This is a genomic window from Mycobacterium canetti CIPT 140010059 (genome assembly GCF_000253375.1).
Lineage (GTDB): Bacteria > Actinomycetota > Actinomycetes > Mycobacteriales > Mycobacteriaceae > Mycobacterium > Mycobacterium tuberculosis.
Genome location: NC_015848.1, coordinates 737,935 through 760,018 on the forward strand (window position 1 = coordinate 737,935; position 22,084 = coordinate 760,018).

The following is a 22,084-nucleotide window of genomic DNA, read 5'->3' on the forward strand; positions in this document are numbered from 1 at the left end:
TCGGTACGGGCCTTCTTGTCGACCTGGAACTGGGTCAGATATCGAACCGTTCCGGGATTTCATCAACGCGCTGGGGCGTGCCGCGATGTCGGCATGACGAGCCGCCTCGGACGTGACACACTTCGAGATGGAGGAGGCGGTGTAGGTGTGAGGCGGTTGCCCAAAGCAACCGCGTCACCCACCACTTACAGCCCGAACTCGGCTGCTATCCCGTCGATCCCGGCCCGAATCGCAGTGAGCGCGTCGGCGCGGGAGCGCAACTTGGTCGCGGCATGGGCGTGTTGGTTGAGACCGGCGAACTCTCGTGCGGCTTCCTCGGCGCGGCTGACCACCACCTCCGGCAGGGCGATCTCGTCGATAAACCCGGCGGCCAGCGCGGTTTCCCCGAAGAACGTCTTGGCCAGCCCGGTTGCCTGCTGGTATGCCGACCGGGTCAGTCGCAGCTTCATGATCTCTAACGCCGCGTACGGAATGGTCATGCCGATCGCGACCTCATTGGCCTGGATGTTGTATGCGTGGGCCGCCACCCGATGATCGCCGCAGGACAACAGAAACGCGCCCATGGCGATGGCGTGACCGGTGCACGCCATCACCACCGGTTTGGGGTAGGACAAGAGGCGATACGCCAGCTCGAAGCCGCCCCTGAGCATGTCGATCGCGGGCTGCACTTCACCGGAGGTGAGGATCTTCAGGTCGAAGCCTCCGCTGAATACCCGGCCATTACCGGTGATCACCAGCGCCCCAACATCATCACGGTCCGCGTTGTCGATCGCTGCATTGAGGGCTTGTTGCATCGCCGGGCCCAGTGCGTTGACCTTGCCGTCGTCCATACTGATGACGGCGATGGAATCCTTGCGGGTATAGCTGACCGGGTCGCTCATGCTCTCGATTGAATCAGATCAGCATTGGGGGATCTTGTGCGCCCGCAGTTAGCCTGCCGGTATCCGCGTGGGCTGTGGCCCTTGCCCCTCCGAGCGCTGGCTGACCTCGGTGGGCACCTCGACCTGCCGAGCGCGCCACCTGTCCTGGGTTTCGGCCGCGGCGCGGTTGATCCGGTCGATCTCGCTGCGGAACACGTCGGGACGCGTCTCCTTGCTCGCGTAGTGAAAATACGTCAACAGACTACGTAACAGCTCCAGCTTCTGCTTTTCCCGCTTCGCCAGGTCGTGGGTGGTCATCAGCTCGATGCGCGCAACGGGCGGCAGGGCATCCCAGTCCAGCACCACTTTGGTCTCCAACGGACGCCGTCCGCGCCGCCAGAACCGCCATCGGCGCGGCTGCTCGGGTCGGTCGTAGTAGGTCACCGTGCCCGGGAAGCGGGACTCGATGCCCCGCCCGATCTCGGCGCGATCGAGCGCTGAATCCCACACCATCCGCCACTCCTGACCGGGAGCCAGCATCGGCAACTCTTGGGGCAGCCGAAGTTCCACGACATCGGCGTAGCCGTTGGCGGCATTCTCGTATTGGGCCACGGTTGGTGGGTTGGGGAACGAGAACCGGACGTCGTAGGCGGCTGTGCGACCGAAGTTGCGGACTACCAGCTCGATCACGTGCCAGTCCGCGACGTGGGGCTCCATAAACATGGCCACGTAGGGCCGAGTCTGCTCCGCAGCCAGTCGACGATTGCGTTGGATTTGCCGCTTGGTCACCACCAGGGCGACCACACCGAGCCCAAGCGCCGCCCACGCGGCCCACGCCAACCAGGTGCCGGAGTCGACGCCGGTGACCTCATGCCAGCTGCTCAGGACCCACCCCATGGAATCCACCATCCGCTTATACCACAGTGACATCGGACCGAGAAGTTAGCTGACAGGATCCCAGAGGCGCCTGGGCACTGGTCGCTGGCTGCCGAATCGTTGGCGGAAGCGCCGCTGGACACGTCGCTGGACCCGGGCCGGAATGGGAGAGGCTTGCCCAGTCCTTCAGCCGCCCATCAACATTCGCCATTGATCGAGACTTGCGGGGCGATAAACGTAATTGGAACGCTTGACCTCCGACAGCGACGCACTTGGCTCGGCCGAATACCAGTGCCCGGGAAAGACGGTTGGGTCACCCGGAAGCTCGGCGAGCTGTCGCAGGCTGCGGTACATCTCGTCGGAATCACCGCCGGGAAAGTCTGTGCGTCCACAGCCTTCCAGGAATAGCGTGTCACCGGCGACCAGCCGGCCGTCGAGTAGAAAGCACTGACTGCCTGGGGTATGCCCGGGTGTGTGCAGCAGCTCGATGTCGATGTCGCCGACGCTGACCTTGTCCCCATGCTCATGGGTGATCAGGTCGCCGACAGGAATCCCAGTGACTCGCGAAACCCACAGCGCTTCATGGGTGTTCACGTGCACGGGTACAGATGCCCGCTCCAGCAGCTCAGCCAGTCCCGGCAGCTGAAAACCCATCATCGAGCCGCCCACATGGTCTGGATGATGGTGGGTCACCAGCACACCCGATAGCTGCATATCGTCGGATTCGAGCGCGTCGAGCAGATCCCCGGCAGCGTAGGCCGGGTCGACCACCACGCAGTCCCCGGTTGTGCGATCTCCGATCAGGTAGGCAAAGTTGCGCATTTGCGTCGCGAACATGTCGCCGACGGCGAAATCGCGACCGGAGAGCAGTTGACGGAAGTACAGCCGGTCCTTGGACACGCAACCAGCCTATGTCTTGTCCATCGCCGCCCAGACCGCGTCTTGGCGTTTGCAGCCCGGGACACGTTAATGCGGAGTCTTGGGGTCTGACTGTGGGTGCGGTGGGTATCTTTGGTCCATGCTGAAGAGGGTCGAGATTGAGGTTGATGACGACCTTATCCAAGAGGTCATCCGGCGGTACCGTGTGAAGGGTGCGCGCGAGGCTGTCAACCTTGCGCTGCGAACGTTGCTCGGCGAGGCGGATACCGCGGAGCATGGGCACGATGACGAGTACGACGAGTTCAGCGATCCCAATGCCTGGGTTCCGCGGCGGAGCCGCGACACAGGGTGATCCCGTCCAATCTTGGACGACTTGGTCCGTAGCTGCATGGGTGGCACCGGTGGTTTGGTGGCGTTGCGCGCCAGGCTGTACCCTCTTTTAGGCCCGCGGCACGACCCGACTGGTCGCTACGGGTGAGCGGCCCCCTTAGCTCAGTCGGCAGAGCGTTTCCATGGTAAGGAAAAGGTCAACGGTTCGATTCCGTTAGGGGGCTCGGCGGACGCCGGGCAGGCTGGCGGTGCGTACCAGAGGCGATGTAGCTCAGTCGGTTAGAGCGAACGACTCATAATCGTTAGGTCGCCGGTTCGAGTCCGGCCATCGCTACAACACAACAGCAAGACTCGTTAGAGAGAACGGATATGGCTTCCAGTACCGACGTGCGGCCGAAGATCACTTTGGCATGCGAGGTGTGCAAGCACCGTAACTACATCACCAAAAAGAACCGCCGCAACGACCCGGACCGGCTGGAGCTGAAGAAGTTCTGCCCGAATTGCGGCAAGCACCAGGCGCACCGCGAGACGCGGTAACCGCCGACCCGCGAGCAGTTGCTGAGACTGACTAGGTAGGTTCTACAGCCGTGGCGTTGAGCGCAGACATCGTTGGGATGCATTACCGGTATCCCGACCACTACGAGGTGGAGCGGGAGAAGATTCGCGAGTACGCCGTCGCCGTTCAAAACGACGACGCGTGGTATTTCGAGGAGGACGGCGCCGCCGAACTCGGGTATAAGGGCTTGCTGGCTCCGTTGACGTTTATCTGTGTGTTCGGCTACAAGGCCCAGGCGGCGTTCTTCAAGCATGCGAACATCGCGACCGCGGAGGCGCAGATCGTCCAGGTAGACCAAGTGCTGAAATTCGAGAAACCGATCGTGGCGGGCGACAAGCTGTACTGCGACGTCTATGTGGATTCGGTGCGTGAGGCGCACGGCACCCAGATCATCGTGACCAAGAACATCGTCACCAACGAGGAAGGTGACCTCGTGCAGGAGACCTATACGACCCTGGCGGGCCGTGCCGGCGAGGATGGGGAGGGATTTTCTGATGGCGCTGCGTGAGTTCAGCTCGGTGAAGGTCGGAGACCAGCTTCCGGAGAAGACCTACCCGCTGACCCGCCAGGATCTGGTGAACTACGCCGGAGTTTCGGGTGACTTGAACCCGATTCACTGGGACGACGAGATCGCCAAGGTCGTCGGGCTGGACACCGCGATCGCTCACGGCATGTTGACGATGGGGATCGGCGGCGGCTACGTCACATCCTGGGTTGGCGACCCGGGCGCGGTCACCGAGTACAACGTGCGGTTCACTGCGGTGGTTCCGGTGCCCAATGACGGCAAGGGCGCCGAGCTGGTGTTCAACGGTCGGGTGAAATCGGTTGATCCTGAGAGCAAGTCGGTGACCATCGCACTCACCGCTACAACCGGCGGCAAGAAGATTTTCGGGCGGGCCATCGCCTCGGCGAAGTTAGCGTAGTTTATGGCGCTCAAGACCGATATCCGCGGGATGATTTGGCGGTACCCGGACTACTTCATCGTGGGCCGTGAGCAATGCCGCGAGTTTGCCCGAGCTGTCAAGTGCGACCACCCGGCCTTTTTCAGCGAGGAAGCGGCCGCCGACCTCGGTTACGACGCGCTGGTTGCTCCGCTGACCTTCGTGACGATCCTCGCCAAATATGTGCAACTGGACTTCTTCCGCCACGTCGACGTGGGCATGGAGACGATGCAGATCGTTCAGGTCGACCAGCGGTTCGTGTTCCACAAACCCGTGCTCGCCGGGGACAAGTTGTGGGCTCGGATGGACATCCATTCGGTGGACGAGCGGTTCGGCGCAGACATCGTCGTTACCAGAAACCTCTGCACCAACGACGACGGTGAGCTGGTCATGGAGGCCTACACCACGCTGATGGGCCAGCAGGGTGATGGTTCCGCCAGACTCAAATGGGACAAGGAATCCGGGCAGGTCATCAGGACCGCGTAATTAGCAACTGGCCGCTGCGGCCATGTACACTCGGACCTCGGGGTTTTCCCAACATCGGCGCGCTTTCCGTGAGTTCAACGAGCGGAGTGTCGTCTCCACTTTCGGTTCGCGATCACCGAACGGAGGGCGCGCGTGTCATGTGAGCCCCGGCGTAGTGGGTTGGCCAGGGCCTGGTCTGGTCTTGCCTGCCAACCGCGAAGGGGCGTAGCTCAACTGGCAGAGCAGCGGTCTCCAAAACCGCAGGTTGCAGGTTCAAGTCCTGTCGCCCCTGCTGAAGGCGAACGTTCGACGACGATGCAGGCACGGCCTGAAGAGGAGACGGACCATAGGTATGTGCCATGGTGGACACTGGAAGGTGCCCCACCAGAGCGGAACGGCTCGCGGGGTAGCTAGTAAACGAAGGAGCATGCGGTGAGCGACGAAGGCGACGTTGCCGACGAGGCCGTAGCCGACGGCGCCGAGAATGCGGACAGCCGCGGGAGCGGTGGCCGGACGGCCCTGGTGACAAAGCCGGTGGTGCGGCCGCAACGTCCCACCGGCAAGCGGTCGCGGTCGCGTGCAGGAGCCGACGCAGACGTCGACGTCGAAGAGCCGTCGACCGCGGCTTCGGAAGCTACCGGGGTCGCCAAGGACGATTCGACCACCAAGGCCGTGTCGAAGGCTGCCAGGGCAAAAAAGGCCAGTAAACCGAAGGCCCGGTCGGTTAACCCGATCGCATTCGTCTACAACTACCTCAAGCAGGTCGTTGCCGAGATGCGGAAGGTAATCTGGCCGAACCGCAAACAAATGCTTACCTACACGTCGGTGGTGCTGGCGTTTCTGGCCTTCATGGTGGCGCTGGTCGCCGGTGCTGACTTGGGCCTGACCAAGCTGGTGATGTTGGTGTTCGGCTGAGGCTCGAGAGTGACAGAGAGGACTGAAAACCGTGACTACCTTCGACGGTGACACGTCCGCGGGTGAGGCGGTCGATCTAACAGAGGCCAACGCCTTCCAGGATGCAGCGGCCCCGGCTGAAGAGGTCGATCCGGCCGCCGCGCTCAAAGCGGAGCTGCGCAGCAAGCCCGGCGACTGGTACGTCGTTCACTCCTACGCAGGGTACGAGAACAAGGTCAAGGCCAACCTGGAAACCCGGGTGCAGAACCTTGATGTCGGCGACTACATCTTCCAGGTGGAGGTGCCCACCGAAGAGGTCACCGAGATCAAAAACGGCCAACGCAAGCAGGTCAACCGTAAGGTGCTGCCCGGCTACATTCTGGTGCGGATGGACTTGACCGACGACTCCTGGGCCGCGGTGCGTAACACGCCGGGGGTCACGGGGTTCGTTGGGGCAACATCTCGCCCGTCAGCGCTCGCCCTCGACGACGTGGTGAAGTTTCTGCTTCCGCGGGGGTCGACGAGGAAGGCTGCCAAGGGTGCGGCCAGCACGGCTGCCGCCGCCGAGGCGGGCGGGCTAGAGCGTCCGGTCGTCGAGGTCGACTACGAGGTGGGCGAATCGGTAACCGTCATGGACGGGCCGTTTGCCACATTGCCGGCCACGATCAGCGAGGTCAACGCCGAACAGCAGAAACTCAAGGTGCTGGTCTCCATCTTCGGCCGCGAAACACCGGTGGAGCTGACCTTTGGCCAAGTCTCCAAGATCTAGCCCAGCAGGGCAGGCCACACAGGCTGAAACAAGGAAGGACATCGACACGTCATGGCCCCGAAGAAGAAGGTCGCCGGGTTGATCAAGCTGCAGATCGTGGCGGGCCAGGCCAACCCTGCCCCGCCAGTGGGCCCCGCGCTCGGTCAGCACGGCGTCAACATCATGGAGTTCTGCAAGGCGTACAACGCCGCGACGGAGAACCAGCGCGGCAACGTCATCCCGGTGGAGATCACCGTTTATGAAGACCGTAGCTTCACTTTCACGCTGAAGACGCCGCCCGCCGCCAAGCTGCTGCTTAAGGCCGCTGGTGTGGCGAAGGGTTCGGCGGAGCCGCACAAGACCAAGGTCGCCAAAGTCACCTGGGATCAAGTCCGCGAAATCGCCGAGACCAAGAAGACGGACCTCAACGCCAACGACGTCGACGCTGCGGCCAAGATCATCGCCGGTACCGCTCGGTCGATGGGCATCACCGTCGAATAGGGCCCTACCCGTGGGAGGGCCAGCTTCGGCCCGCTGAGTAACCACGACCCATAGATTGGATATCAAATGAGCAAGACCAGCAAGGCATATCGCGCCGCCGCCGCGAAGGTGGACCGCACCAACCTCTACACCCCGCTGCAGGCGGCCAAGCTTGCCAAAGAGACCTCGTCGACCAAGCAGGACGCGACCGTCGAGGTGGCGATCCGGCTTGGCGTCGACCCGCGTAAGGCAGACCAGATGGTTCGCGGCACGGTCAACCTGCCACACGGCACCGGTAAGACTGCCCGCGTCGCGGTATTCGCGGTTGGTGAAAAGGCCGATGCTGCCGTTGCCGCGGGGGCGGATGTTGTCGGGAGTGACGATCTGATCGAGAGGATTCAGGGCGGCTGGCTGGAATTCGATGCCGCGATCGCGACACCGGATCAGATGGCCAAAGTCGGTCGCATCGCTCGGGTGCTGGGTCCGCGCGGCCTGATGCCCAACCCGAAAACCGGCACCGTCACCGCCGACGTCGCCAAGGCCGTCGCGGACATCAAGGGCGGCAAGATCAACTTCCGGGTTGACAAGCAGGCCAACCTGCACTTCGTCATCGGGAAAGCGTCGTTCGACGAGAAGTTGTTGGCGGAGAACTACGGCGCGGCGATCGACGAGGTGCTGCGGCTCAAGCCGTCCTCGTCGAAGGGCCGCTACCTGAAGAAGATCACCGTGTCGACGACGACGGGCCCGGGCATTCCGGTCGACCCATCCATCACCCGCAACTTCGCGGGGGAGTAGTTTCCCCGGCGAGCAGACGCATAAGCCCCCGCACGCACGGCGTGTCGGGGGCTTATGCGTCTGCTCGCCGGGCTTAGGCCGCGGCACCCGGCTTGAGGTAGGTCACCAGGCTGCAGTCGAGCATCTCGTCGGTGAAGTAGTGCTCGCAGCCACGCAAATACTTCATGTAGCGGTTGTAGACCTCTTCGGAGGTGACCTCGATGGCCTTGTCCTTATTGGACTGCAGCGTGTCCCCCCAGATCCGCAGCGTCTTGATGTAATGCGGGCGCAACGAGAGCGGCTCCGGGACGGTGAAACCGGCCTTCTCGCCGTGTTCGACCATCATCTCGGTGGACGGCAGGCGGCCGCCGGGAAATATCTCGGTGACGATGAACTTGATGAAACGCGCCGTCTCGAAGCTCAGCTTCTTACCGCGGGCCGCCATCTCGTAGGGGTGGTAGCTGACGCTGCTCTGGACGGTCATCCGGCCGTCGGCGGGCATGATGTTGAAACACCGCTTGAAGAAGTCGTCGTAGTTCTCGTGCCCGAAGTGCTCGAAGGCTTCGATCGACACAATCCGGTCGACGGGTTCGGCGAAATCCTCCCAGCCTTGCAGCAGCACTTGACGTGAGCGGTTGGTGTCGATCGAAGCCAGCACTTGCTCGCAGCGGGCGTGCTGGTTCTTGGACAACGTCAGGCCGATGACGTTAACGTCGAACCGCTCGACGGCGCGCCTCATGGTGGTGCCCCAACCGCACCCAATGTCCAGCAGCGTCATGCCCGGCTTGAGGTCCAGCTTGTCCAGGTTGAGGTCGACCTTGGCGTATTGGGCTTCTTCGAGCGTGAGCTCCGGTGGCTCGAAGTAGGCACAGCTGTAAGTTCGGGTCGGGTCCTGGAACAGGGCGAAGAAATCATCGGAGACGTCGTAGTGCGCTTGGATGTCTTCGAAGCGTGTCCGTGTTTTGGTTGGGCTAATCGGTTTCTCGGCCATTCTCGTCATGTTCTCCTGGATGGTGTCAGTTACCGGTGGCTGTGCACCCATAGCCCGTCGGTGGCACGAAAGTCTACTTGGCCAGCGTGAACTGGTTGCAGTCGATGTAGCCCATTCGGAACGCCTTGGCGCAGCCGGTCAGGTATTTCATGTACCGCTCGTATACCTCTGCGGACTGGATCTCGATGGCCTCGTCCTTGTGGGCTTGAAGCGCCTCGGCCCACAGGTCAAGAGTCCTGGCGAAGTGCGGTTGCAGGGACTGGATATCGGTAATGGTGAAACCGGCCTTCGTCACATGCTCCTCGATCGTCTCGATCGTCGGCAACCGGCCGCCCGGGAAGATGTCGGTCACGATGAACCGGATGAATTTGGCCATCTCCATGGTCAACGGTATGCCGCGCTCGATGACCTGCTTTACGTGCAAGCCGGTGATCGAGTGCAGCAGCATCACGCCGTCCGCGGGCATCGCGTTGTAGGCGAACTTGAAGAAGTCATCGTAGCGCTCGAAACCGAAGTGCTCTATCGCTTCGATGGTTACGATGCGGTCCACCGGCTCGCTGAAGTTGGCCCAGTCGCTCAGCAGTACCCGGTGCGAGCGGTTGGTGTCGACCTTGTCGAGCACTTGCTGGCAGTAGGCGTGCTGATTTTTCGACAGGGTCAAGCCGACGACGTTGACGTCGTAGCGCTCGACGGCACGCTTCATGACCGAACCCCAGCCGCAGCCCACGTCGAGCAGTGTCATTCCCGGTTCTAGCCCCAGCTTGCCCAGGGTTAGGTCCAGCTTGGCGACCTGTGCTTCGTGCAAGGTCATGTCGTCGCGCTCGAAGTAGGCGCAGCTGTAGGTCCGAGTCGGATCCTGGAACAGCGCGAAGAACGCATCTGAAAGGTCGTAATGGGCTTGGACGTCGTCGACATTGGACCGAGACTTTGTGGTGCCCGTTGAGTTATCAGACATGTGTCCTCCCACTGTGAGGGGCACCTTAAGCAGGTGGCCATCCCCGGCACCCTACACGGTGCATGGCACATCGCCCGCATTCGCGCTCGCATGCGCCGGTCTTTCTCGATCGGGATTTGCCAGATATCACCCTGGCCGGCGCAATCACTACTTCGCCAGCGTGAACTGGTTGACGTCGATGTAGCCGACCCGGAACAGCTTGGCGCAGCCGGTCAGGTATTTCATGTACCGCTCGTAGACCTCTTCGGACTGGATCGCGATGGCCTCGCTTTTGTGTTCCTGCAGCGCCTCGGCCCACAGGTCGAGGGTCCTGGCGTAATGCGGCTGCAGCGACTGGCGGCGAGTCAGCGTGAAACCCGTCTTCGCCGACTGTTCCTCAACCATTTCAATCGTCGGAGGTTGGCCCCCCGGGAAGATTTCGGTCGCGATGAACTTGAGAAAGCGGGCCAGCCACAACGTGAGCGGCAAGCCGTGGTCGACCATCTGCTGCCTGGTCAGGCCGGTGATCGTGTGCAGCAGCAACACGCCATCGGGCGGCAGGATTTTGTGGGCCCGGGCGAAGAAGTCGGCGTGACGATCGTGGCCGAAGTGCTCGAACGCGCCGATCGACACGATGCGGTCGACGGGCTCGTTGAACTGCTCCCATCCCGCCAGCAACACTCGCCTGTCGCGCGGGGTGTCCATCTCGTCGAACGACTTCTGCACATGGGCGGCCTGGTTCTTCGACAATGTCAGGCCGACGACGTTGACGTCATACTGCGCGATCGCGCGCCGCATGGTGGCGCCCCAGCCGCAACCGATATCGAGCAGCGTCATGCCGGGCTGCAGACCTAGCTTGCCCAGCGCCAGGTCGATCTTGGCGATCTGGGCCTCTTCCAGCGTCATGTCCTCGCGTTCGAAATGCGCGCAGCTGTAGGTCTGGGTCGGATCCAGGAACAGCCGGAAGAAGTCGTCGGACAGGTCGTAGTGTGCCTGCACGTCCTCGAAGTGCGGCGTTAGGTCGTTGACCATGAGGTGTAATGCCTTTCCGGACCCTAGGTGGCCTTTCGGTGCTTGCACGGAACGCACCGATGCTTCCCCCTCCCCGCATGCTCGAGGCATGCTATCCGATACAGGGCCGCCGTACTAAACCGCGATCGAATTTGCCCAGGTCAGGGAACGGATATGAGCGGACGAGCTACTTGGTCATGGTGAACTGGGCGACGTTGATAAGGCCTCTGCGGAAGCGCTCCGCGCATCCGGTCAGATAGTGCATGAAGTTGTTGTAGACCTCTTCGGACTGTACGGCGATGGCGCGTTCGCGGGCAGCCTGTAGGTTGGCGGCCCATGCATCGAGAGTCCGTGCGTAGTGCTGCTGCAGCAGCTGGACATGCTCGATGGTGAAGCCCGCGGCCTGCGCATTGTCGACAATGTCGGGCTCCGATGGCAGCTCGCCGCCCGGGAAGATCGACTCCCGCAGGAATTTGAGGAATCGAAGGTCGCTCATCGTCAGCGCAATGCCCTGTTCGTGCAGCCACCTGCGGTCGTAGGTGAACAGGCTGTGCAGTAGCATCCGCCCGTCATCGGGCAGGATGTCGTAGGAGCGTTCGAAGAACGTCAGATACCGCTCCTTTTTGAACGCGTCGAATGCCTCAAAGCTGACGATCCGGTCGACGTTCTCTTCAAACTCTTCCCAGCCCTGCAGCCGGGCCTCGGCGCGCCGTTGCGTTCCGATTGCGGCCAGGCGGTCTTTGCTGCGTTCATAGTGATTCCGGCTGAGCGTGAGGCCGATGACATTGACGTCGTACTTCTCCACGGCCCGAACGAGCGCCCCGCCCCACCCGCAACCCACGTCGAGTAGCGTCATCCCCGGTTCGAGGTTCAGCTTGTCCAACGCCAGATCCACCTTGGCCAGTTGCGCCTCTTCCAGCGTCATATCGTCACGCTCGAAATAGGCGCAGGTGTAGACCCAGGTGGGATCGAGGAACAACGCGAAGAAGTCATCCGAAATGTCGTAAGCCGACTGTGACTCTTCGTAATATGGTCTCAGCTTGGCCATAGGCGACAACCTCCCGCGCCAACCGTACAACGCCTCGCCGACCGGCTCAGCCGGCCTCAGAGAAGTTGCGCGTCAACTCGCCGATCACCCGATCCCACAGCTGTCTGGGCAGGTCATGGCCCATGCCGTCGATGAGCACCAGGCGCGCGCCGTTGATTGCTCGCGCGACCGCGCGGCCGCCGAACGGCCGCATCAGCTTGTCCGCGCGCCCGTGGATGACGACGGTCGGTGCGACGATGCGCCGGTCGTAGCGCAGCAGGCTGCCGCTGCCCAGTATCGCGCTGAACTGCTGGGCGATTCCCCAGGGATGGAAGTTGCGGTCGTAGCTTTCGGCGGCCTCGGCTCGTACCTGGTCTTCGGGAATCGGGTAGGCCGGGCTGCCGATGATCTTGCTGACCCGGACGGCGTTGTCGACAATGACGTCGCGTGGCGAATCCGGCGGCGGACCCGTGAGCAGCGCCAGCAGCGCGCGTGGCGCCGGCGGTGGCAGAAACCGGTGATTGTTGCTGGAGAAGATGACCGCCAGGGTTTTCGTCCGCTGCGCGAATCGCGCGGCGAAAATCTGGGCGATCATGCCGCCCATCGACGCCCCGACGACGTGCGCGTGCTTGACGTCGAGGTGATCGAGCAACGCCGCGGCGTCGGCGGCCATGTCTTCCAACGTGTAGGCAGCCTGGCTGGGCAGACCGAGCCAGGACCGGACCAACCGCGTGGCCAGTGGCTGTCCCGGGCGGTGGCGCTCGGTCTTGGTGGACAGGCCGACATCGCGGTTGTCGTAGCGGATGACGCGCAGGCCCTTCGCGACGAGCCGCGCGCAGAAGTCGGTCCGCCACAGCAGCATCTGGGCGCCCAGGCCCATGATCAGCAACACCGGCGGGTGGTCGAGGTCACCCATGTCCTCGTAGTACAGCTTCACATCACCGGAGACCGCGGTGCCGCTACGGATGTCCACCGAGACCTCGCCTAAACCTCGATGTCGGATTGATGTTCGCGGCTGACCTCGACCATGAAGTTGGCGAAATATCCGGTCAGCTGCGGGTCCGACATCATCTGCCACCTCGGCGCCAGCAGCTTCATGTAGCGCTCCACGTACAGGAACTGCTTGCCGATCAGCACCAGCTCGCGGGGCAGCTTGACGTCGTAGGCGTCGGCCAGCGCCGAGAGCTGGCGGCCGATGTCGGCATATGACATGTCGCCCAGCGATTGCATGGTCAGCGGGGTGGCGAAGCGCTCCAGGTCTTTGGCGGCCTGGGTCTCGGGCTTCATGGTGCCGACGGCGCCCATGAGCACGACGATCTTGCCGGCGGCTGCGTGGTCCTTCTTCACCAGCAGCGCATACACCAGCTCGCGGAGTAGCCAGCGGGTGCGTGGATCGATGCGGCCCATGATCCCGAAGTCGAAGAACACGATGCGGCCCGCCTCGTCGACGTAGAGGTTGCCCGCGTGCAGGTCGCCGTGGAACAGCCCGTGCCGCAGGCCGCCCTCGAACACCGAAAACAGCAGTGCCTTGACCAGCTCGACACCGTCGAACCCGGCCTTGCGGATCGCGGCGGCGTTGTCGATGCGGATGCCGTGCACCCGTTCCATCGTCAACACCCGCTCGGTGGTGAAGTCCCAGTGCACCTGCGGCACCCGGATGTTTTTGCCCAGCGGCGAGGCGTGTAGGTGGGAGACCCAGGCCTCCATGGACTGCGCCTCGAGGCGAAAGTCCAGCTCCTCGGCCAGGTTGTCGGCGAAGTCGGCGACCACGTCTTGTGCCGAGAGCCGCCGGCCCAGCTTGGCCAGTTCGACGGTCTGCGCGAAGCGCTTGAGGATCTGCAGGTCGGCGGCAACGCGGCGGCGGATGCCCGGCCGCTGGATCTTGACCACCACCTCCTCGCCGCTGCGCAGGGTCGCGTAGTGCACCTGGGCGATGGACGCCGACGCGAACGGCTCTTCCTCGAAGGAGGCGAACAGCCGGGCCGGCTCGTCGCCGAGTTCCTCGACGAAGAGCTTGTGCACCTCGTCGGTTTTTGCGGGCGGCACCCGGTCGAGCAGGCCGCGGAATTCCCGCGACAGCGACTCACCGAATGCTCCCGGGCTGGACGCGATGATCTGGCCGAACTTCACGTATGTCGGTCCCAGATCGGCGAAGGTCTGCGGGAGCTCCTTGATCACCTTCTGTTGCCAGGGCCCTTTTCGGGGGAGCCTGCCGATGAACCGGACGGCGGTGCGGGTGACCTGCCAACCGGTGGCCGCCACCCGGGCAGCTTCGACCGGCAGCGGTACCCGGTCAAGCTTGGCCACCTCGCGGTGTGTGGTGGAACCCATCTGAGCAGTGTGCCAAACCGGGGCAGACAGCTCCCAATTGACGTGAGCCCGCTCACGTGCCGGCCCGATTTCCGCCCTGATTACACATTCGGCGACGCTCGGTTGGCCCGCTGCTGGGCCGGCGGCGTTCCTTTATCGCGACGATTGGTCGCCGTAAGGTGCGGTCATGCGGGTGGTTTCGGCGGAATCGACCGAGCTTTTCGTCGGCCCGCCGGATGCGCCGCTGCAGCTGGTCCGCGTCACGGTCACCGGGTGTACCGAACCGGCGCCGATCCGCATCCATGGTGACGGCTTGGCCGGCGAGGCGGCCGCCCGCCCCGGCGACGACGTCGTCGAGGTTGCGGTCGCGGTTGAGTCGCCGGTCGTGGGTGAGCGGCGGACCGCGCGGGCACACACCCCCGATGGTCCGAGCCTGGCGTTCGAGTTCACCGTGGCCGAGCCCGGCTGGACGATGTTCATGATCAGTCACTTCCACTACGACCCGGTCTGGTGGAACACCCAGGGCGCCTATACCAGCCAGTGGCGCGAAGACCCGCCCGGGCGAGCCCGCCAGGCCAACGGCTTCGAGCTGGTGCGCGCGCATCTGGAGATGGCGCGCCGCGAGCCCGAGTACAAGTTCGTGCTGGCCGAGGTGGACTACCTCAAGCCGTACTGGGACACCCACCCGCAGGACCGCGCCGACCTGCGCCGGTTCCTCGCCGATGGGCGCATCGAAGTGATGGGCGGAACCTACAACGAACCCAACACCAACCTCACCAGCCCGGAAACCACCATCCGCAACCTGGTGCACGGCATCGGTTTTCAGCGTGACGTGCTGGGCGCCGAGCCGGCCACCGCGTGGCAGCTCGACGTGTTCGGCCATGACCCGCAATTTCCTGGGATGGCCGCCGATGCCGGGCTGACGTCGAGCTCATGGGCCCGCGGGCCACACCACCAGTGGGGTCCGGCCCAAGGCGGGGTAGACCGCATGCAGTTCTGCAGCGAGTTCGAGTGGATCGCACCGTCGGGTCGCGGCCTGTTGACCCACTACATGCCGGCGCATTACTCGGCGGGCTGGTGGATGGACTCGTCCACCTCGCTGGCCGACGCCGAGGCCGCCACCTACGCGCTGTTCGACCAGCTCAAGAAGGTCGCGCTGACCCGCAACGTGCTCCTGCCGGTGGGCACCGACTACACCCCGCCGAACAAGTGGGTCACCGCCATCCACCGCGACTGGGGCGCGCGCTACACCTGGCCGCGCTTCGTGTGCGCGCTGCCGAAGGAGTTCTTCGCCGCGGTGCGTGCCGAACTGGCCGACCGTGGTTGGGCGGCGTCACCGCAGACCCGCGACATGAACCCGATCTACACCGGCAAGGACGTCTCCTACATCGACACCAAACAGGCCAACCGGGCCGCCGAGAACGCCGTCCTGGAAGCCGAGCGGTTCGCGGTGTTCGCCGCGCTGCTGACCGGCGCCGAGTATCCGCAGGCGGCGTTGGCCAAGGCGTGGGTGCAGCTGGCCTACGGTGCGCACCACGACGCCATCACCGGCTCGGAGTCCGACCAGGTCTACCTCGACCTGCTGACCGGGTGGCGCGACGCGTGGGAGCTGGGCCGCGCGGCCCGGGACAACTCGCTGGCATTGCTGTCCGGCGCGGTCACAGCCGCGGATGACTCGGTGGTGGTATGGAACCCGCTGACCCAGCGGCGCACCGACATCGTCACTGCCAGGGTCGACCCGCCGCTGCAGGCCGGCGTGCGGGTGTTCGATCCCGACGGGGCTGAGGTGGGCGCGCTCGTCGAGCACGACGGACGGTCGGTCACCTGGCTGGCGTGCGACGTGCCCTCGCTGGGCTGGCGGGTTTACCGGCTGGTGCCCGCCGACGAGGCGCCAGGCTGGGAACTGGCACCCGGCACCGACATCGCCAACGAGCACTATCGGCTGGCCGTCGACCCCGAGCGTGGCGGGGCGGTGTCGTCGCTGGTTCACGACGGCCGCCAGCTGATCGCCGCCGGCCGGGTAGCCAACGAGCTGGCCCTCTACGAGGAATACCCGTCGCACCCGACTCAGGGGGAGGGCCCGTGGCATCTACTGCCCAAGGGGCCGGTGGTCCGCTCCTCGTCAGCCCCCGCCGCGGTGTGGGCCTACCGCGGCCCGCTGGGCCAGCGGTTGGTCGTGCGAGGCCGGATCGGCACCCTGCTGCGATACACGCAGACACTCACCTTGTGGGACGGCGTCGATCGGGTGGACTGCCGCACCACCATCGACGAGTTCACCGGGGAAGACCGCTTGCTGCGGCTGCGCTGGCCGTGTCCGGTACCCGGCGCCATGCCGATCAGCGAAGTGGGGGACGCCGTCGTCGGGCGAGGGTTCGCGTTGCTGCACGAGGGGCCCGCATCGGTGGACACCGCCCAGCATCCGTGGACCCTGGACAACCCGGCCTACGGCTGGTTCGGGTTGTCCTCGGCGGTGCGGGTACGCGCCGGCAATGAAGTGCGCGCAGTGTCGGTGGCCGAGGTGGTGTCGCCGTCGGAGACGTCGTCCGGCCCGATGGCGCGCGACCTGATGGTCGCGCTGGTCCGCGCGGGCGTCACCGCGACCTGCAGCGGCGCCGACAAGCCGCGCTACGGCCACCTCGATGTCGATTCCAATCTGCCGGACGCCAGGATCGCGCTCGGTGGGCCGGACCGCAACACGTTCACCAAGGCCGTGCTGGCCGAGGCCGCCCCGGCCTACACCGCTGAACTGCAGCGGCAGCTGGCGAAGACCGGCACGGCCAGGGTGTGGGTGCCGGCCGCGAACCCGTTGGCGCGGGCCTGGCTGCCCGGCGCGGACTTGCGGGCACCGTGCGCGCTGCCGGTGCTGGTGATCGACGGCCGAGACGAGAAGCACCTGCGCGCCGCGGTGGCGTCGCTGGCCGACGACCTGGCCGACGCCGAGATAGTCGTGCACCAGCGGGCCGCGCCGCAAATGGAGCCGTTCGAGGATCGCACGGTCGCGCTGCTCAACCGTGGGGTGCCCAGCTTCGCCGTCGACTCCGAGGGCACCCTGCACACCGCGCTGATGCGGTCGTGCACCGGCTGGCCCTCCGGGGTCTGGATCGACCAGCCGCGACGCACCGCCCCGGATGGCTCGAATTTCCAACTCCAGCACTGGACCCACCACTTCGACTACGCGCTTGTCTGCGGCGGCGGCGATTGGCGGCGCGCCGGCATCCCGGCGCGCAGCGCGCAGTTCTCCCACCCGCTGCTTGCGGTGGCGCCGCGACGGCCACAGGGCGAGCTGCCGGCGGTCGGCTCGCTGCTGCACGTCGAGCCGGCCGACTCGGTGCAGCTGGGCGCGCTCAAGGCGGCCGGCAACCCGCTGGCAGCCGGCAGCGCGCGGCCGGTCCAACCCGCCGCGGTGGCGCTGCGATTGGTGCAAACGACAGGGGCCGACACCCCGGTCACCATCGGCTGCGAGCTGGGCAAGGTAGGCGCCCTCCGGCCGGCCGACCTGCTGGAAACGCCGCTCGCAATGGCAAGGGCGCACAAGTCGTCCATCGACCTGCACGGCTATCAGGTCGCCACCGTGCTGGCCCGGCTCGACGTGGCCGTCGATATGGCTAACGTGCTGGCGGCCGACGACGTGGCGTTGGCGGCGCACGCCGAGACCGCTCAGCCGCAGTACGCGCGCTATTGGCTGCACAACCGCGGCCCGGCGCCGCTGGGCGGGCTGCCCGCGGTCGCCCACCTGCACCCGCGGCGGGTGCGCGGCCAGCCCGGTGACGACGTGGTGCTGCGCCTGACCGCGGCCAGCGACTGCACCGATTCGGTGCTGGGCGGCGTGGTCGACGTCGTGTGTCCGCTCGGCTGGCCGGCCACACCGGCTCGGTTGCCGTTCACGCTGGGCGCCGGGGCGCACCTGCAGGCCGACATCGCGTTGAGCATTCCCGCCGGCGCGCCGCCGGGACCGTATCCGGTCCGCGCGCAGCTGCGCGTCGTCGACACGGCGGTACCGGCCGCCTGGCGCCAGGTGGTCGAGGACGTGTGCGTGGTCACCGTCGGCGCCGACTCCGATCTGGAGGAGCTGGTCTACCTCGTCGATGGGCCGGCCGACATCGAGCTGGCCGCCGGCGACCGGGCCCGGCTGGCGGTGACGATCGGCAGCCGCGCTCACGCCGAGCTGGCCCTGGATGCGCACTCGATCAGCCCCTGGGGCACCTGGGAGTGGATCGGCCCGCCCGCGCTCGGCGCCGTGCTACCCGCCCGGGGCATGGCCGAGCTGGCTTTCGATGTGACCCCGCCGGCCTGGCTGGAGCCCGGGCAGTGGTGGGCCCTGGTTCGGGTCGGTTGCGCGGGTCAGTTGGTCTATTCGCCGGCGGTGAAGGTGAGCGTGACATGAGCGGGCGAAGCCGATTGCCCGGCTCCTCCTCACGCTGCGACGCGGCGCGCATCGTCGCCGAGCGGGTGGTCGCGACCGTCGCCGGTGTCGCGGTAGCGGTCGACGAGGTCGACGCGGCCGAAGCGCGGCTGCGCGACGGACCGCGCGCGGCCGCGCTGCCGGCGAGCGGCACCAGCGAGGGACGCCAACTGCGGCGCTGGCTCACCCAACTGATCGTGACCGAGCGGGTGGTAGCCGCCGAGGCCGCCGCACGTGGTCTGACCGCGGCGGGCGCCCCCGCCGAGGCGGACCTGCTGCCCGACGCGACGGCTCGGCTGGAGATCGGCAGCGTCGCCGCAGCGGTGCTGGCGGATCCTTTGGCGCGGGCGTTGTTCGCCGCCGTCACCGCGCGGGTCGCGGTCACCGACGACGCCGTGGCCGACTACCATGCCCGCAACCCGCTGCGGTTCGCCGCGCCATGTCCCGGCCAGCACGGCTGGCGTGCCCCGGCGGCGGCCGCCCCACCGCTGGATCAGGTGCGCCGCGCGATCACCGAGCATCTGTTGGGGGCCGCGCGCCGCCGCGCCTTCCGGGTGTGGCTGGACGCGCGCCGGAACGCCCTGGTGGTGCTGGCCCCCGGCTATGAGCACCCCGGCGACCCGCGCCAACCCGACAACACCCACCGGCACTGATGCTCACCCTTTGCCTCGACATCGGCGGCACCAAGATCGCCGCGGGCCTGGCCGACCCGGCCGGCACGTTGGTGCACACCGCCCAACGTCCCACCCCGGCGTATGGCGGAGCCGAACAGGTCTGGGCCGCGGTCGCCGAGATGATCGCCGACGCGCTCGGCGTGGCGGGGGGCGCGGTCGGTGGTGTGGGGATCGCCTCGGCCGGTCCTATCGACCTACACAGCGGCCGCGTCAGCCCGATCAACATCGGATCCTGGGGCGGCTTTCCGCTGCGGGATCGGGTCGCCGCCGCGGTCCCGGGGGTTCCGGTGCGGCTGGGGGGTGACGGGGTGTGCATGGCGCTCGGCGAGCACTGGCTGGGAGCCGGACGGGGTGCGCGCTTTCTGTTGGGTTTGGTGGTGTCCACCGGGGTGGGCGGCGGGTTGGTGCTCGACGGCGCCCCCTGTCTCGGCCGCACCGGCAACGCCGGTCACGTCGGCCACGTGGTGGTGGATCCGGATGGCTCGCCGTGCCCGTGCGGGGGGCGTGGCTGTGTGGAGACCATCGCGTCCGGCCCGTCGCTGGCGCGCTGGGCGCGGGCCAACGGCTGGTCCGCGCCGCCCGGGGCCGGCGCCAAAGAGCTGGCCGAGGCGGCTGGGGCCGGAGACCCGGTGGCGCTGCGGGCCTTCCGCCGCGGCGCCGCGGCGCTGGCCGCGATGATCGCCTCGGTGGGCGCCGTGTGCGACTTGGATCTCGCCGTCATCGGCGGCGGCGTGGCCAAGTCGGGTCGCCTGCTGTTCGAGCCGTTACGTGCGGCGTTAGCCGACCACGCCCGGCTGGACTTTCTGGCCGGCCTGCGGGTGGTGCCCGCCGAGCTGGGCGGCGCCGCCGGCCTGGTGGGTGCGGCCAGGCTCGCGGCCATCGCATAATGCCGATTGTGAATCTGGCGACGCGACACGCCGGTGCGGCGTCGCGGGATTCACACTCGGCGATACGTGTCGCCGTTTTGGCTGACCGGACCGGGCCAGGCTATTGTGGTTGCCGATCCACCGAAGACCGTCGGTCACCGAGCAATCGGTTGAAGGTCCGGGAGCATCCCGGCGACCCACGCAGGAGGACGAGGCAGCACCGCCGGCGCGCGCCGGCCTAGTTCCACGCCCCGACCGCTTCCTGCGTCGGGGCGTTCGTCGTTCCCGGGTGGTCGCAGACGGCACGTCGTACCCCGACTGCCACCAGACTTGCACCGTCAGGAGGTATGCATGGCCAGGGCTGACAAGGCCACCGCCGTCGCAGACATCGCAGCGCAGTTCAAGGAGTCGACCGCGACGTTGATCACCGAATACCGCGGCTTGACGGTGGCCAACCTGGCCGAGCTACGCAGGTCTCTGACGGGGTCGGCGACCTACGCGGTGGCCAAGAACACACTCATCAAGCGGGCGGCCTCCGAGGCCGGCATCGAGGGGCTCGACGAACTGTTTGTGGGCCCCACCGCGATCGCGTTCGTCACCGGTGAGCCGGTCGACGCCGCCAAGGCCATCAAGACCTTCGCCAAGGAGCACAAGGCGCTGGTCATCAAGGGCGGCTACATGGACGGCCACCCATTGACCGTGGCCGAAGTCGAGCGCATCGCCGACCTGGAGTCCCGCGAGGTGTTACTGGCCAAGCTGGCCGGTGCGATGAAGGGCAACCTGGCCAAGGCGGCCGGGTTGTTCAACGCGCCGGCCTCGCAGCTGGCCCGGCTCGCGGCCGCCCTGCAGGAAAAGAAGGCCTGCCCAGGCCCAGACTCAGCCGAGTAGTCACCCAGTACCCCACACCAGGAAGGACCGCCCATCATGGCAAAGCTCTCCACCGACGAACTGCTGGACGCGTTCAAGGAAATGACCCTGTTGGAACTCTCCGACTTCGTCAAGAAGTTCGAGGAGACCTTCGAGGTCACCGCCGCCGCTCCAGTCGCCGTCGCCGCCGCCGGTGCCGCCCCGGCCGGTGCCGCCGTCGAGGCTGCCGAGGAGCAGTCCGAGTTCGACGTGATCCTTGAGGCCGCCGGCGACAAGAAGATCGGCGTCATCAAGGTGGTCCGGGAGATCGTTTCCGGCCTGGGCCTCAAGGAGGCCAAGGACCTGGTCGACGGCGCGCCCAAGCCGCTGCTGGAGAAGGTCGCCAAGGAGGCCGCCGACGAGGCCAAGGCCAAGCTGGAGGCCGCCGGCGCCACCGTCACCGTCAAGTAGCTCTGCCCAGCGTGTTCTTTTGCGTCTGCTCGGCCCGTAGCGAACACTGCGCCCGCTCGGGTGAATCTCCCAGCGCGACAAGCAGGTTCACCGTCATCGCGGCGAGCACCGGTTCGACGGCCGCGCCTCGATCGCCGTAGAAGCCGGCCAGCTCGAGCATCACGAAGCCGTGGATCTGTGACCAAAACTGCGCCGCGGTGGCAACTATTGCCGTGTCGTCGTCGGCTCCAAGCGCGGTCGCGAACCGGCCGGCCAGCAGGCACCGGTGCACCGCTCGCACCACATGCGCGAAACTGGGGTGCTGGTGTTCGATCTCGGCAACCTTGAGGGTCAACACGTCGCGCGCTGGCGCGTTGATGCCGTGTGCGCTGGTGCTGCCGAACATCAGCCGGTACATGTGCGGGCGCTCGATGGCGTAGCGCCGGTAGGCGGTGCCGATGGCCAGCAGGTCGGCGACCGGATCGGCGGTCTGCGGGACCGTCAGCGCGACATCGAACTGGCGTAGCCCTTCTTCGGCTATGGCGGCGATCAGTCCGCGCATCCCGCCGAAATGGGTGTACACCGCCATCGTCGAGGTGCCTGCTGCGGCGGCCACCTTGCGGGTCTGCAGCGCGTCGAGCCCGTGGTCGTCGAGCAGTCGCACGCCGGCGTGCAGCAGCTCGTCGCGAACACCGGTCTGCGAGGTCATCCTTGCCATGTTCTCACCAAGGGCGTACCGTTCCAATATCAGTGTAATAACAATGTTATAG

General features: G+C 65.9%; 24 protein-coding genes and 3 tRNA genes. 17 read left to right on the forward strand and 10 right to left on the reverse strand.

What is annotated here, in order from left to right:
• Positions 1-185: 185 nt before the first annotated feature.
• The 3 genes from MCAN_RS03260 to MCAN_RS03270 form a co-directional block, all read right to left on the reverse strand.
• The gene (locus MCAN_RS03260; protein WP_003403259.1) at positions 186-881 is read right to left on the reverse strand and encodes a crotonase/enoyl-CoA hydratase family protein; all 696 of its coding nucleotides are present in this window, start codon (positions 879-881) and stop codon (positions 186-188) included.
• A 48-nt stretch (positions 882-929) separates the two neighbouring features.
• Entirely contained in the window at positions 930-1,769 is an 840-nt protein-coding gene (locus tag MCAN_RS03265) for a hypothetical protein (RefSeq protein WP_003403262.1), read from the reverse strand.
• A gap of 153 nt (positions 1,770-1,922) precedes the next feature.
• On the reverse strand, positions 1,923-2,636 hold the full coding sequence (locus MCAN_RS03270; protein ID WP_003403266.1) for an MBL fold metallo-hydrolase: 714 nt from the start codon (positions 2,634-2,636) through the stop codon (positions 1,923-1,925).
• Positions 2,637-2,754: 118 nt separating this feature from the next.
• On the opposite strand from MCAN_RS03270, the gene MCAN_RS03275 reads away from it, so the two are divergent.
• The 12 genes from MCAN_RS03275 (at position 2,755) to rplA (ending at position 7,824) form a co-directional block, all read left to right on the forward strand.
• Positions 2,755-2,967: a type II toxin-antitoxin system VapB family antitoxin gene (locus tag MCAN_RS03275; RefSeq protein ID WP_015287878.1), complete on the forward strand. Its 213-nt coding sequence runs from the start codon at positions 2,755-2,757 to the stop codon at positions 2,965-2,967.
• 129 nt (positions 2,968-3,096) lie between these two features.
• A tRNA-Thr gene (locus tag MCAN_RS03280) sits at positions 3,097-3,169 on the forward strand.
• Between the two features lie 36 nt (positions 3,170-3,205).
• Positions 3,206-3,279, forward strand: a tRNA-Met gene (locus MCAN_RS03285).
• 35 nt (positions 3,280-3,314) lie between these two features.
• Positions 3,315-3,482 (forward strand): 50S ribosomal protein L33, encoded by a 168-nt coding sequence (gene rpmG, locus MCAN_RS03290; RefSeq protein WP_003898538.1) that lies wholly within the window; start codon positions 3,315-3,317, stop codon positions 3,480-3,482.
• 50 nt (positions 3,483-3,532) lie between these two features.
• Complete coding sequence (hadA, locus tag MCAN_RS03295; protein WP_003403277.1) at positions 3,533-4,009, forward strand: (3R)-hydroxyacyl-ACP dehydratase subunit HadA; 477 nt, start codon at positions 3,533-3,535, stop codon at positions 4,007-4,009.
• Complete coding sequence (hadB, locus tag MCAN_RS03300; protein ID WP_003903106.1) at positions 3,996-4,424, forward strand: (3R)-hydroxyacyl-ACP dehydratase subunit HadB; 429 nt, start codon at positions 3,996-3,998, stop codon at positions 4,422-4,424. Before hadA ends, hadB begins: the two co-directional genes overlap by 14 nt.
• Before the next feature lie 3 nt (positions 4,425-4,427).
• Positions 4,428-4,928: a (3R)-hydroxyacyl-ACP dehydratase subunit HadC gene (gene hadC, locus MCAN_RS03305; protein WP_003403282.1), complete on the forward strand. Its 501-nt coding sequence runs from the start codon at positions 4,428-4,430 to the stop codon at positions 4,926-4,928.
• A gap of 198 nt (positions 4,929-5,126) precedes the next feature.
• Positions 5,127-5,199, forward strand: a tRNA-Trp gene (locus MCAN_RS03310).
• A 140-nt stretch (positions 5,200-5,339) separates the two neighbouring features.
• Entirely contained in the window at positions 5,340-5,822 is a 483-nt protein-coding gene (gene secE, locus MCAN_RS03315) for a preprotein translocase subunit SecE (protein WP_014000335.1), read from the forward strand.
• A 31-nt stretch (positions 5,823-5,853) separates the two neighbouring features.
• Positions 5,854-6,570 (forward strand): transcription termination/antitermination protein NusG, encoded by a 717-nt coding sequence (gene nusG / locus MCAN_RS03320; protein WP_003403288.1) that lies wholly within the window; start codon positions 5,854-5,856, stop codon positions 6,568-6,570.
• Positions 6,571-6,621: 51 nt separating this feature from the next.
• Positions 6,622-7,050, forward strand: coding sequence for a 50S ribosomal protein L11 (gene rplK / locus MCAN_RS03325; RefSeq protein ID WP_003403291.1), 429 nt, complete (start codon positions 6,622-6,624; stop codon positions 7,048-7,050).
• Positions 7,051-7,116: 66 nt separating this feature from the next.
• Complete coding sequence (gene rplA, locus MCAN_RS03330; RefSeq protein ID WP_003403292.1) at positions 7,117-7,824, forward strand: 50S ribosomal protein L1; 708 nt, start codon at positions 7,117-7,119, stop codon at positions 7,822-7,824.
• Positions 7,825-7,897: 73 nt separating this feature from the next.
• Here the strand turns inward: rplA and mmaA4 are convergent, their stop codons facing one another.
• From mmaA4 to MCAN_RS03360, 6 genes are all read right to left on the reverse strand, one after another.
• Positions 7,898-8,803 (reverse strand): hydroxymycolate synthase MmaA4, encoded by a 906-nt coding sequence (gene mmaA4, locus MCAN_RS03335; RefSeq protein ID WP_003900195.1) that lies wholly within the window; start codon positions 8,801-8,803, stop codon positions 7,898-7,900.
• A 64-nt stretch (positions 8,804-8,867) separates the two neighbouring features.
• A complete protein-coding gene (gene mmaA3 / locus MCAN_RS03340; RefSeq protein WP_003403302.1) occupies positions 8,868-9,749 on the reverse strand; it encodes a methoxy mycolic acid synthase MmaA3 in 882 nt (293 codons plus the stop codon).
• Positions 9,750-9,896: 147 nt separating this feature from the next.
• Positions 9,897-10,760, reverse strand: a complete 864-nt coding sequence (mmaA2, locus tag MCAN_RS03345) for a cyclopropane mycolic acid synthase MmaA2 (protein ID WP_003900985.1) — start codon at positions 10,758-10,760, stop codon at positions 9,897-9,899.
• 166 nt (positions 10,761-10,926) lie between these two features.
• Positions 10,927-11,787: a mycolic acid methyltransferase MmaA1 gene (gene mmaA1 / locus MCAN_RS03350; RefSeq protein ID WP_003403310.1), complete on the reverse strand. Its 861-nt coding sequence runs from the start codon at positions 11,785-11,787 to the stop codon at positions 10,927-10,929.
• Positions 11,788-11,833: 46 nt separating this feature from the next.
• Complete coding sequence (gene lipG, locus MCAN_RS03355; protein WP_003403314.1) at positions 11,834-12,739, reverse strand: lipase/esterase LipG; 906 nt, start codon at positions 12,737-12,739, stop codon at positions 11,834-11,836.
• An 11-nt stretch (positions 12,740-12,750) separates the two neighbouring features.
• The gene (locus tag MCAN_RS03360; RefSeq protein WP_003904450.1) at positions 12,751-14,097 is read right to left on the reverse strand and encodes an ABC1 kinase family protein; all 1,347 of its coding nucleotides are present in this window, start codon (positions 14,095-14,097) and stop codon (positions 12,751-12,753) included.
• Positions 14,098-14,263: 166 nt separating this feature from the next.
• Between MCAN_RS03360 and MCAN_RS03365 the strand changes: the two genes are divergently transcribed.
• The 5 genes from MCAN_RS03365 (at position 14,264) to rplL (ending at position 21,335) form a co-directional block, all read left to right on the forward strand.
• Positions 14,264-18,460 carry a glycoside hydrolase family 38 N-terminal domain-containing protein gene (locus MCAN_RS03365; protein ID WP_014000336.1) on the forward strand — a complete coding sequence of 1,399 codons (4,197 nt, stop codon included), beginning with the start codon at positions 14,264-14,266 and terminating at the stop codon, positions 18,458-18,460.
• A complete protein-coding gene (locus MCAN_RS03370) occupies positions 18,457-19,131 on the forward strand; it encodes a DUF7158 domain-containing protein (protein ID WP_014000337.1) in 675 nt (224 codons plus the stop codon). Before MCAN_RS03365 ends, MCAN_RS03370 begins: the two co-directional genes overlap by 4 nt.
• Positions 19,131-20,039: an ROK family protein gene (locus MCAN_RS03375; protein ID WP_003403330.1), complete on the forward strand. Its 909-nt coding sequence runs from the start codon at positions 19,131-19,133 to the stop codon at positions 20,037-20,039. Before MCAN_RS03370 ends, MCAN_RS03375 begins: the two co-directional genes overlap by 1 nt.
• A gap of 330 nt (positions 20,040-20,369) precedes the next feature.
• Entirely contained in the window at positions 20,370-20,906 is a 537-nt protein-coding gene (gene rplJ / locus MCAN_RS03380; RefSeq protein ID WP_003403341.1) for a 50S ribosomal protein L10, read from the forward strand.
• A 36-nt stretch (positions 20,907-20,942) separates the two neighbouring features.
• Positions 20,943-21,335, forward strand: coding sequence for a 50S ribosomal protein L7/L12 (gene rplL, locus MCAN_RS03385; protein ID WP_003403353.1), 393 nt, complete (start codon positions 20,943-20,945; stop codon positions 21,333-21,335).
• On the opposite strand, the gene MCAN_RS03390 is transcribed toward rplL, so the two are convergent.
• Positions 21,328-22,023 (reverse strand): TetR/AcrR family transcriptional regulator, encoded by a 696-nt coding sequence (locus MCAN_RS03390; protein WP_014000338.1) that lies wholly within the window; start codon positions 22,021-22,023, stop codon positions 21,328-21,330. The genes rplL and MCAN_RS03390 overlap by 8 nt on opposite strands.
• Positions 22,024-22,084 lie beyond the last annotated feature (61 nt).

What these genes read in the sequence shown, in the direction of transcription:
- MCAN_RS03260 (WP_003403259.1), bottom strand. Translation starts at nt 881, where the DNA reads ATGAGCGACCCGGTCAGCTATACCCGCAAGGATTCCATCGCCGTCATC.
- MCAN_RS03265 (WP_003403262.1), bottom strand. Translation starts at nt 1,769, where the DNA reads ATGGTGGATTCCATGGGGTGGGTCCTGAGCAGCTGGCATGAGGTCACC.
- MCAN_RS03275 (WP_015287878.1), top strand. Translation starts at nt 2,755, where the DNA reads ATGCTGAAGAGGGTCGAGATTGAGGTTGATGACGACCTTATCCAAGAG.
- rpmG (WP_003898538.1), top strand. Translation starts at nt 3,315, where the DNA reads ATGGCTTCCAGTACCGACGTGCGGCCGAAGATCACTTTGGCATGCGAG.
- hadB (WP_003903106.1), top strand. Translation starts at nt 3,996, where the DNA reads ATGGCGCTGCGTGAGTTCAGCTCGGTGAAGGTCGGAGACCAGCTTCCG.
- hadC (WP_003403282.1), top strand. Translation starts at nt 4,428, where the DNA reads ATGGCGCTCAAGACCGATATCCGCGGGATGATTTGGCGGTACCCGGAC.
- rplK (WP_003403291.1), top strand. Translation starts at nt 6,622, where the DNA reads ATGGCCCCGAAGAAGAAGGTCGCCGGGTTGATCAAGCTGCAGATCGTG.
- rplA (WP_003403292.1), top strand. Translation starts at nt 7,117, where the DNA reads ATGAGCAAGACCAGCAAGGCATATCGCGCCGCCGCCGCGAAGGTGGAC.
- mmaA4 (WP_003900195.1), bottom strand. Translation starts at nt 8,803, where the DNA reads ATGACGAGAATGGCCGAGAAACCGATTAGCCCAACCAAAACACGGACA.
- mmaA3 (WP_003403302.1), bottom strand. Translation starts at nt 9,749, where the DNA reads ATGTCTGATAACTCAACGGGCACCACAAAGTCTCGGTCCAATGTCGAC.
- mmaA2 (WP_003900985.1), bottom strand. Translation starts at nt 10,760, where the DNA reads ATGGTCAACGACCTAACGCCGCACTTCGAGGACGTGCAGGCACACTAC.
- mmaA1 (WP_003403310.1), bottom strand. Translation starts at nt 11,787, where the DNA reads ATGGCCAAGCTGAGACCATATTACGAAGAGTCACAGTCGGCTTACGAC.
- MCAN_RS03360 (WP_003904450.1), bottom strand. Translation starts at nt 14,097, where the DNA reads ATGGGTTCCACCACACACCGCGAGGTGGCCAAGCTTGACCGGGTACCG.
- MCAN_RS03365 (WP_014000336.1), top strand. Translation starts at nt 14,264, where the DNA reads ATGCGGGTGGTTTCGGCGGAATCGACCGAGCTTTTCGTCGGCCCGCCG.
- MCAN_RS03370 (WP_014000337.1), top strand. Translation starts at nt 18,457, where the DNA reads ATGAGCGGGCGAAGCCGATTGCCCGGCTCCTCCTCACGCTGCGACGCG.
- MCAN_RS03375 (WP_003403330.1), top strand. Translation starts at nt 19,131, where the DNA reads ATGCTCACCCTTTGCCTCGACATCGGCGGCACCAAGATCGCCGCGGGC.
- rplJ (WP_003403341.1), top strand. Translation starts at nt 20,370, where the DNA reads ATGGCCAGGGCTGACAAGGCCACCGCCGTCGCAGACATCGCAGCGCAG.
- rplL (WP_003403353.1), top strand. Translation starts at nt 20,943, where the DNA reads ATGGCAAAGCTCTCCACCGACGAACTGCTGGACGCGTTCAAGGAAATG.
- MCAN_RS03390 (WP_014000338.1), bottom strand. Translation starts at nt 22,023, where the DNA reads ATGACCTCGCAGACCGGTGTTCGCGACGAGCTGCTGCACGCCGGCGTG.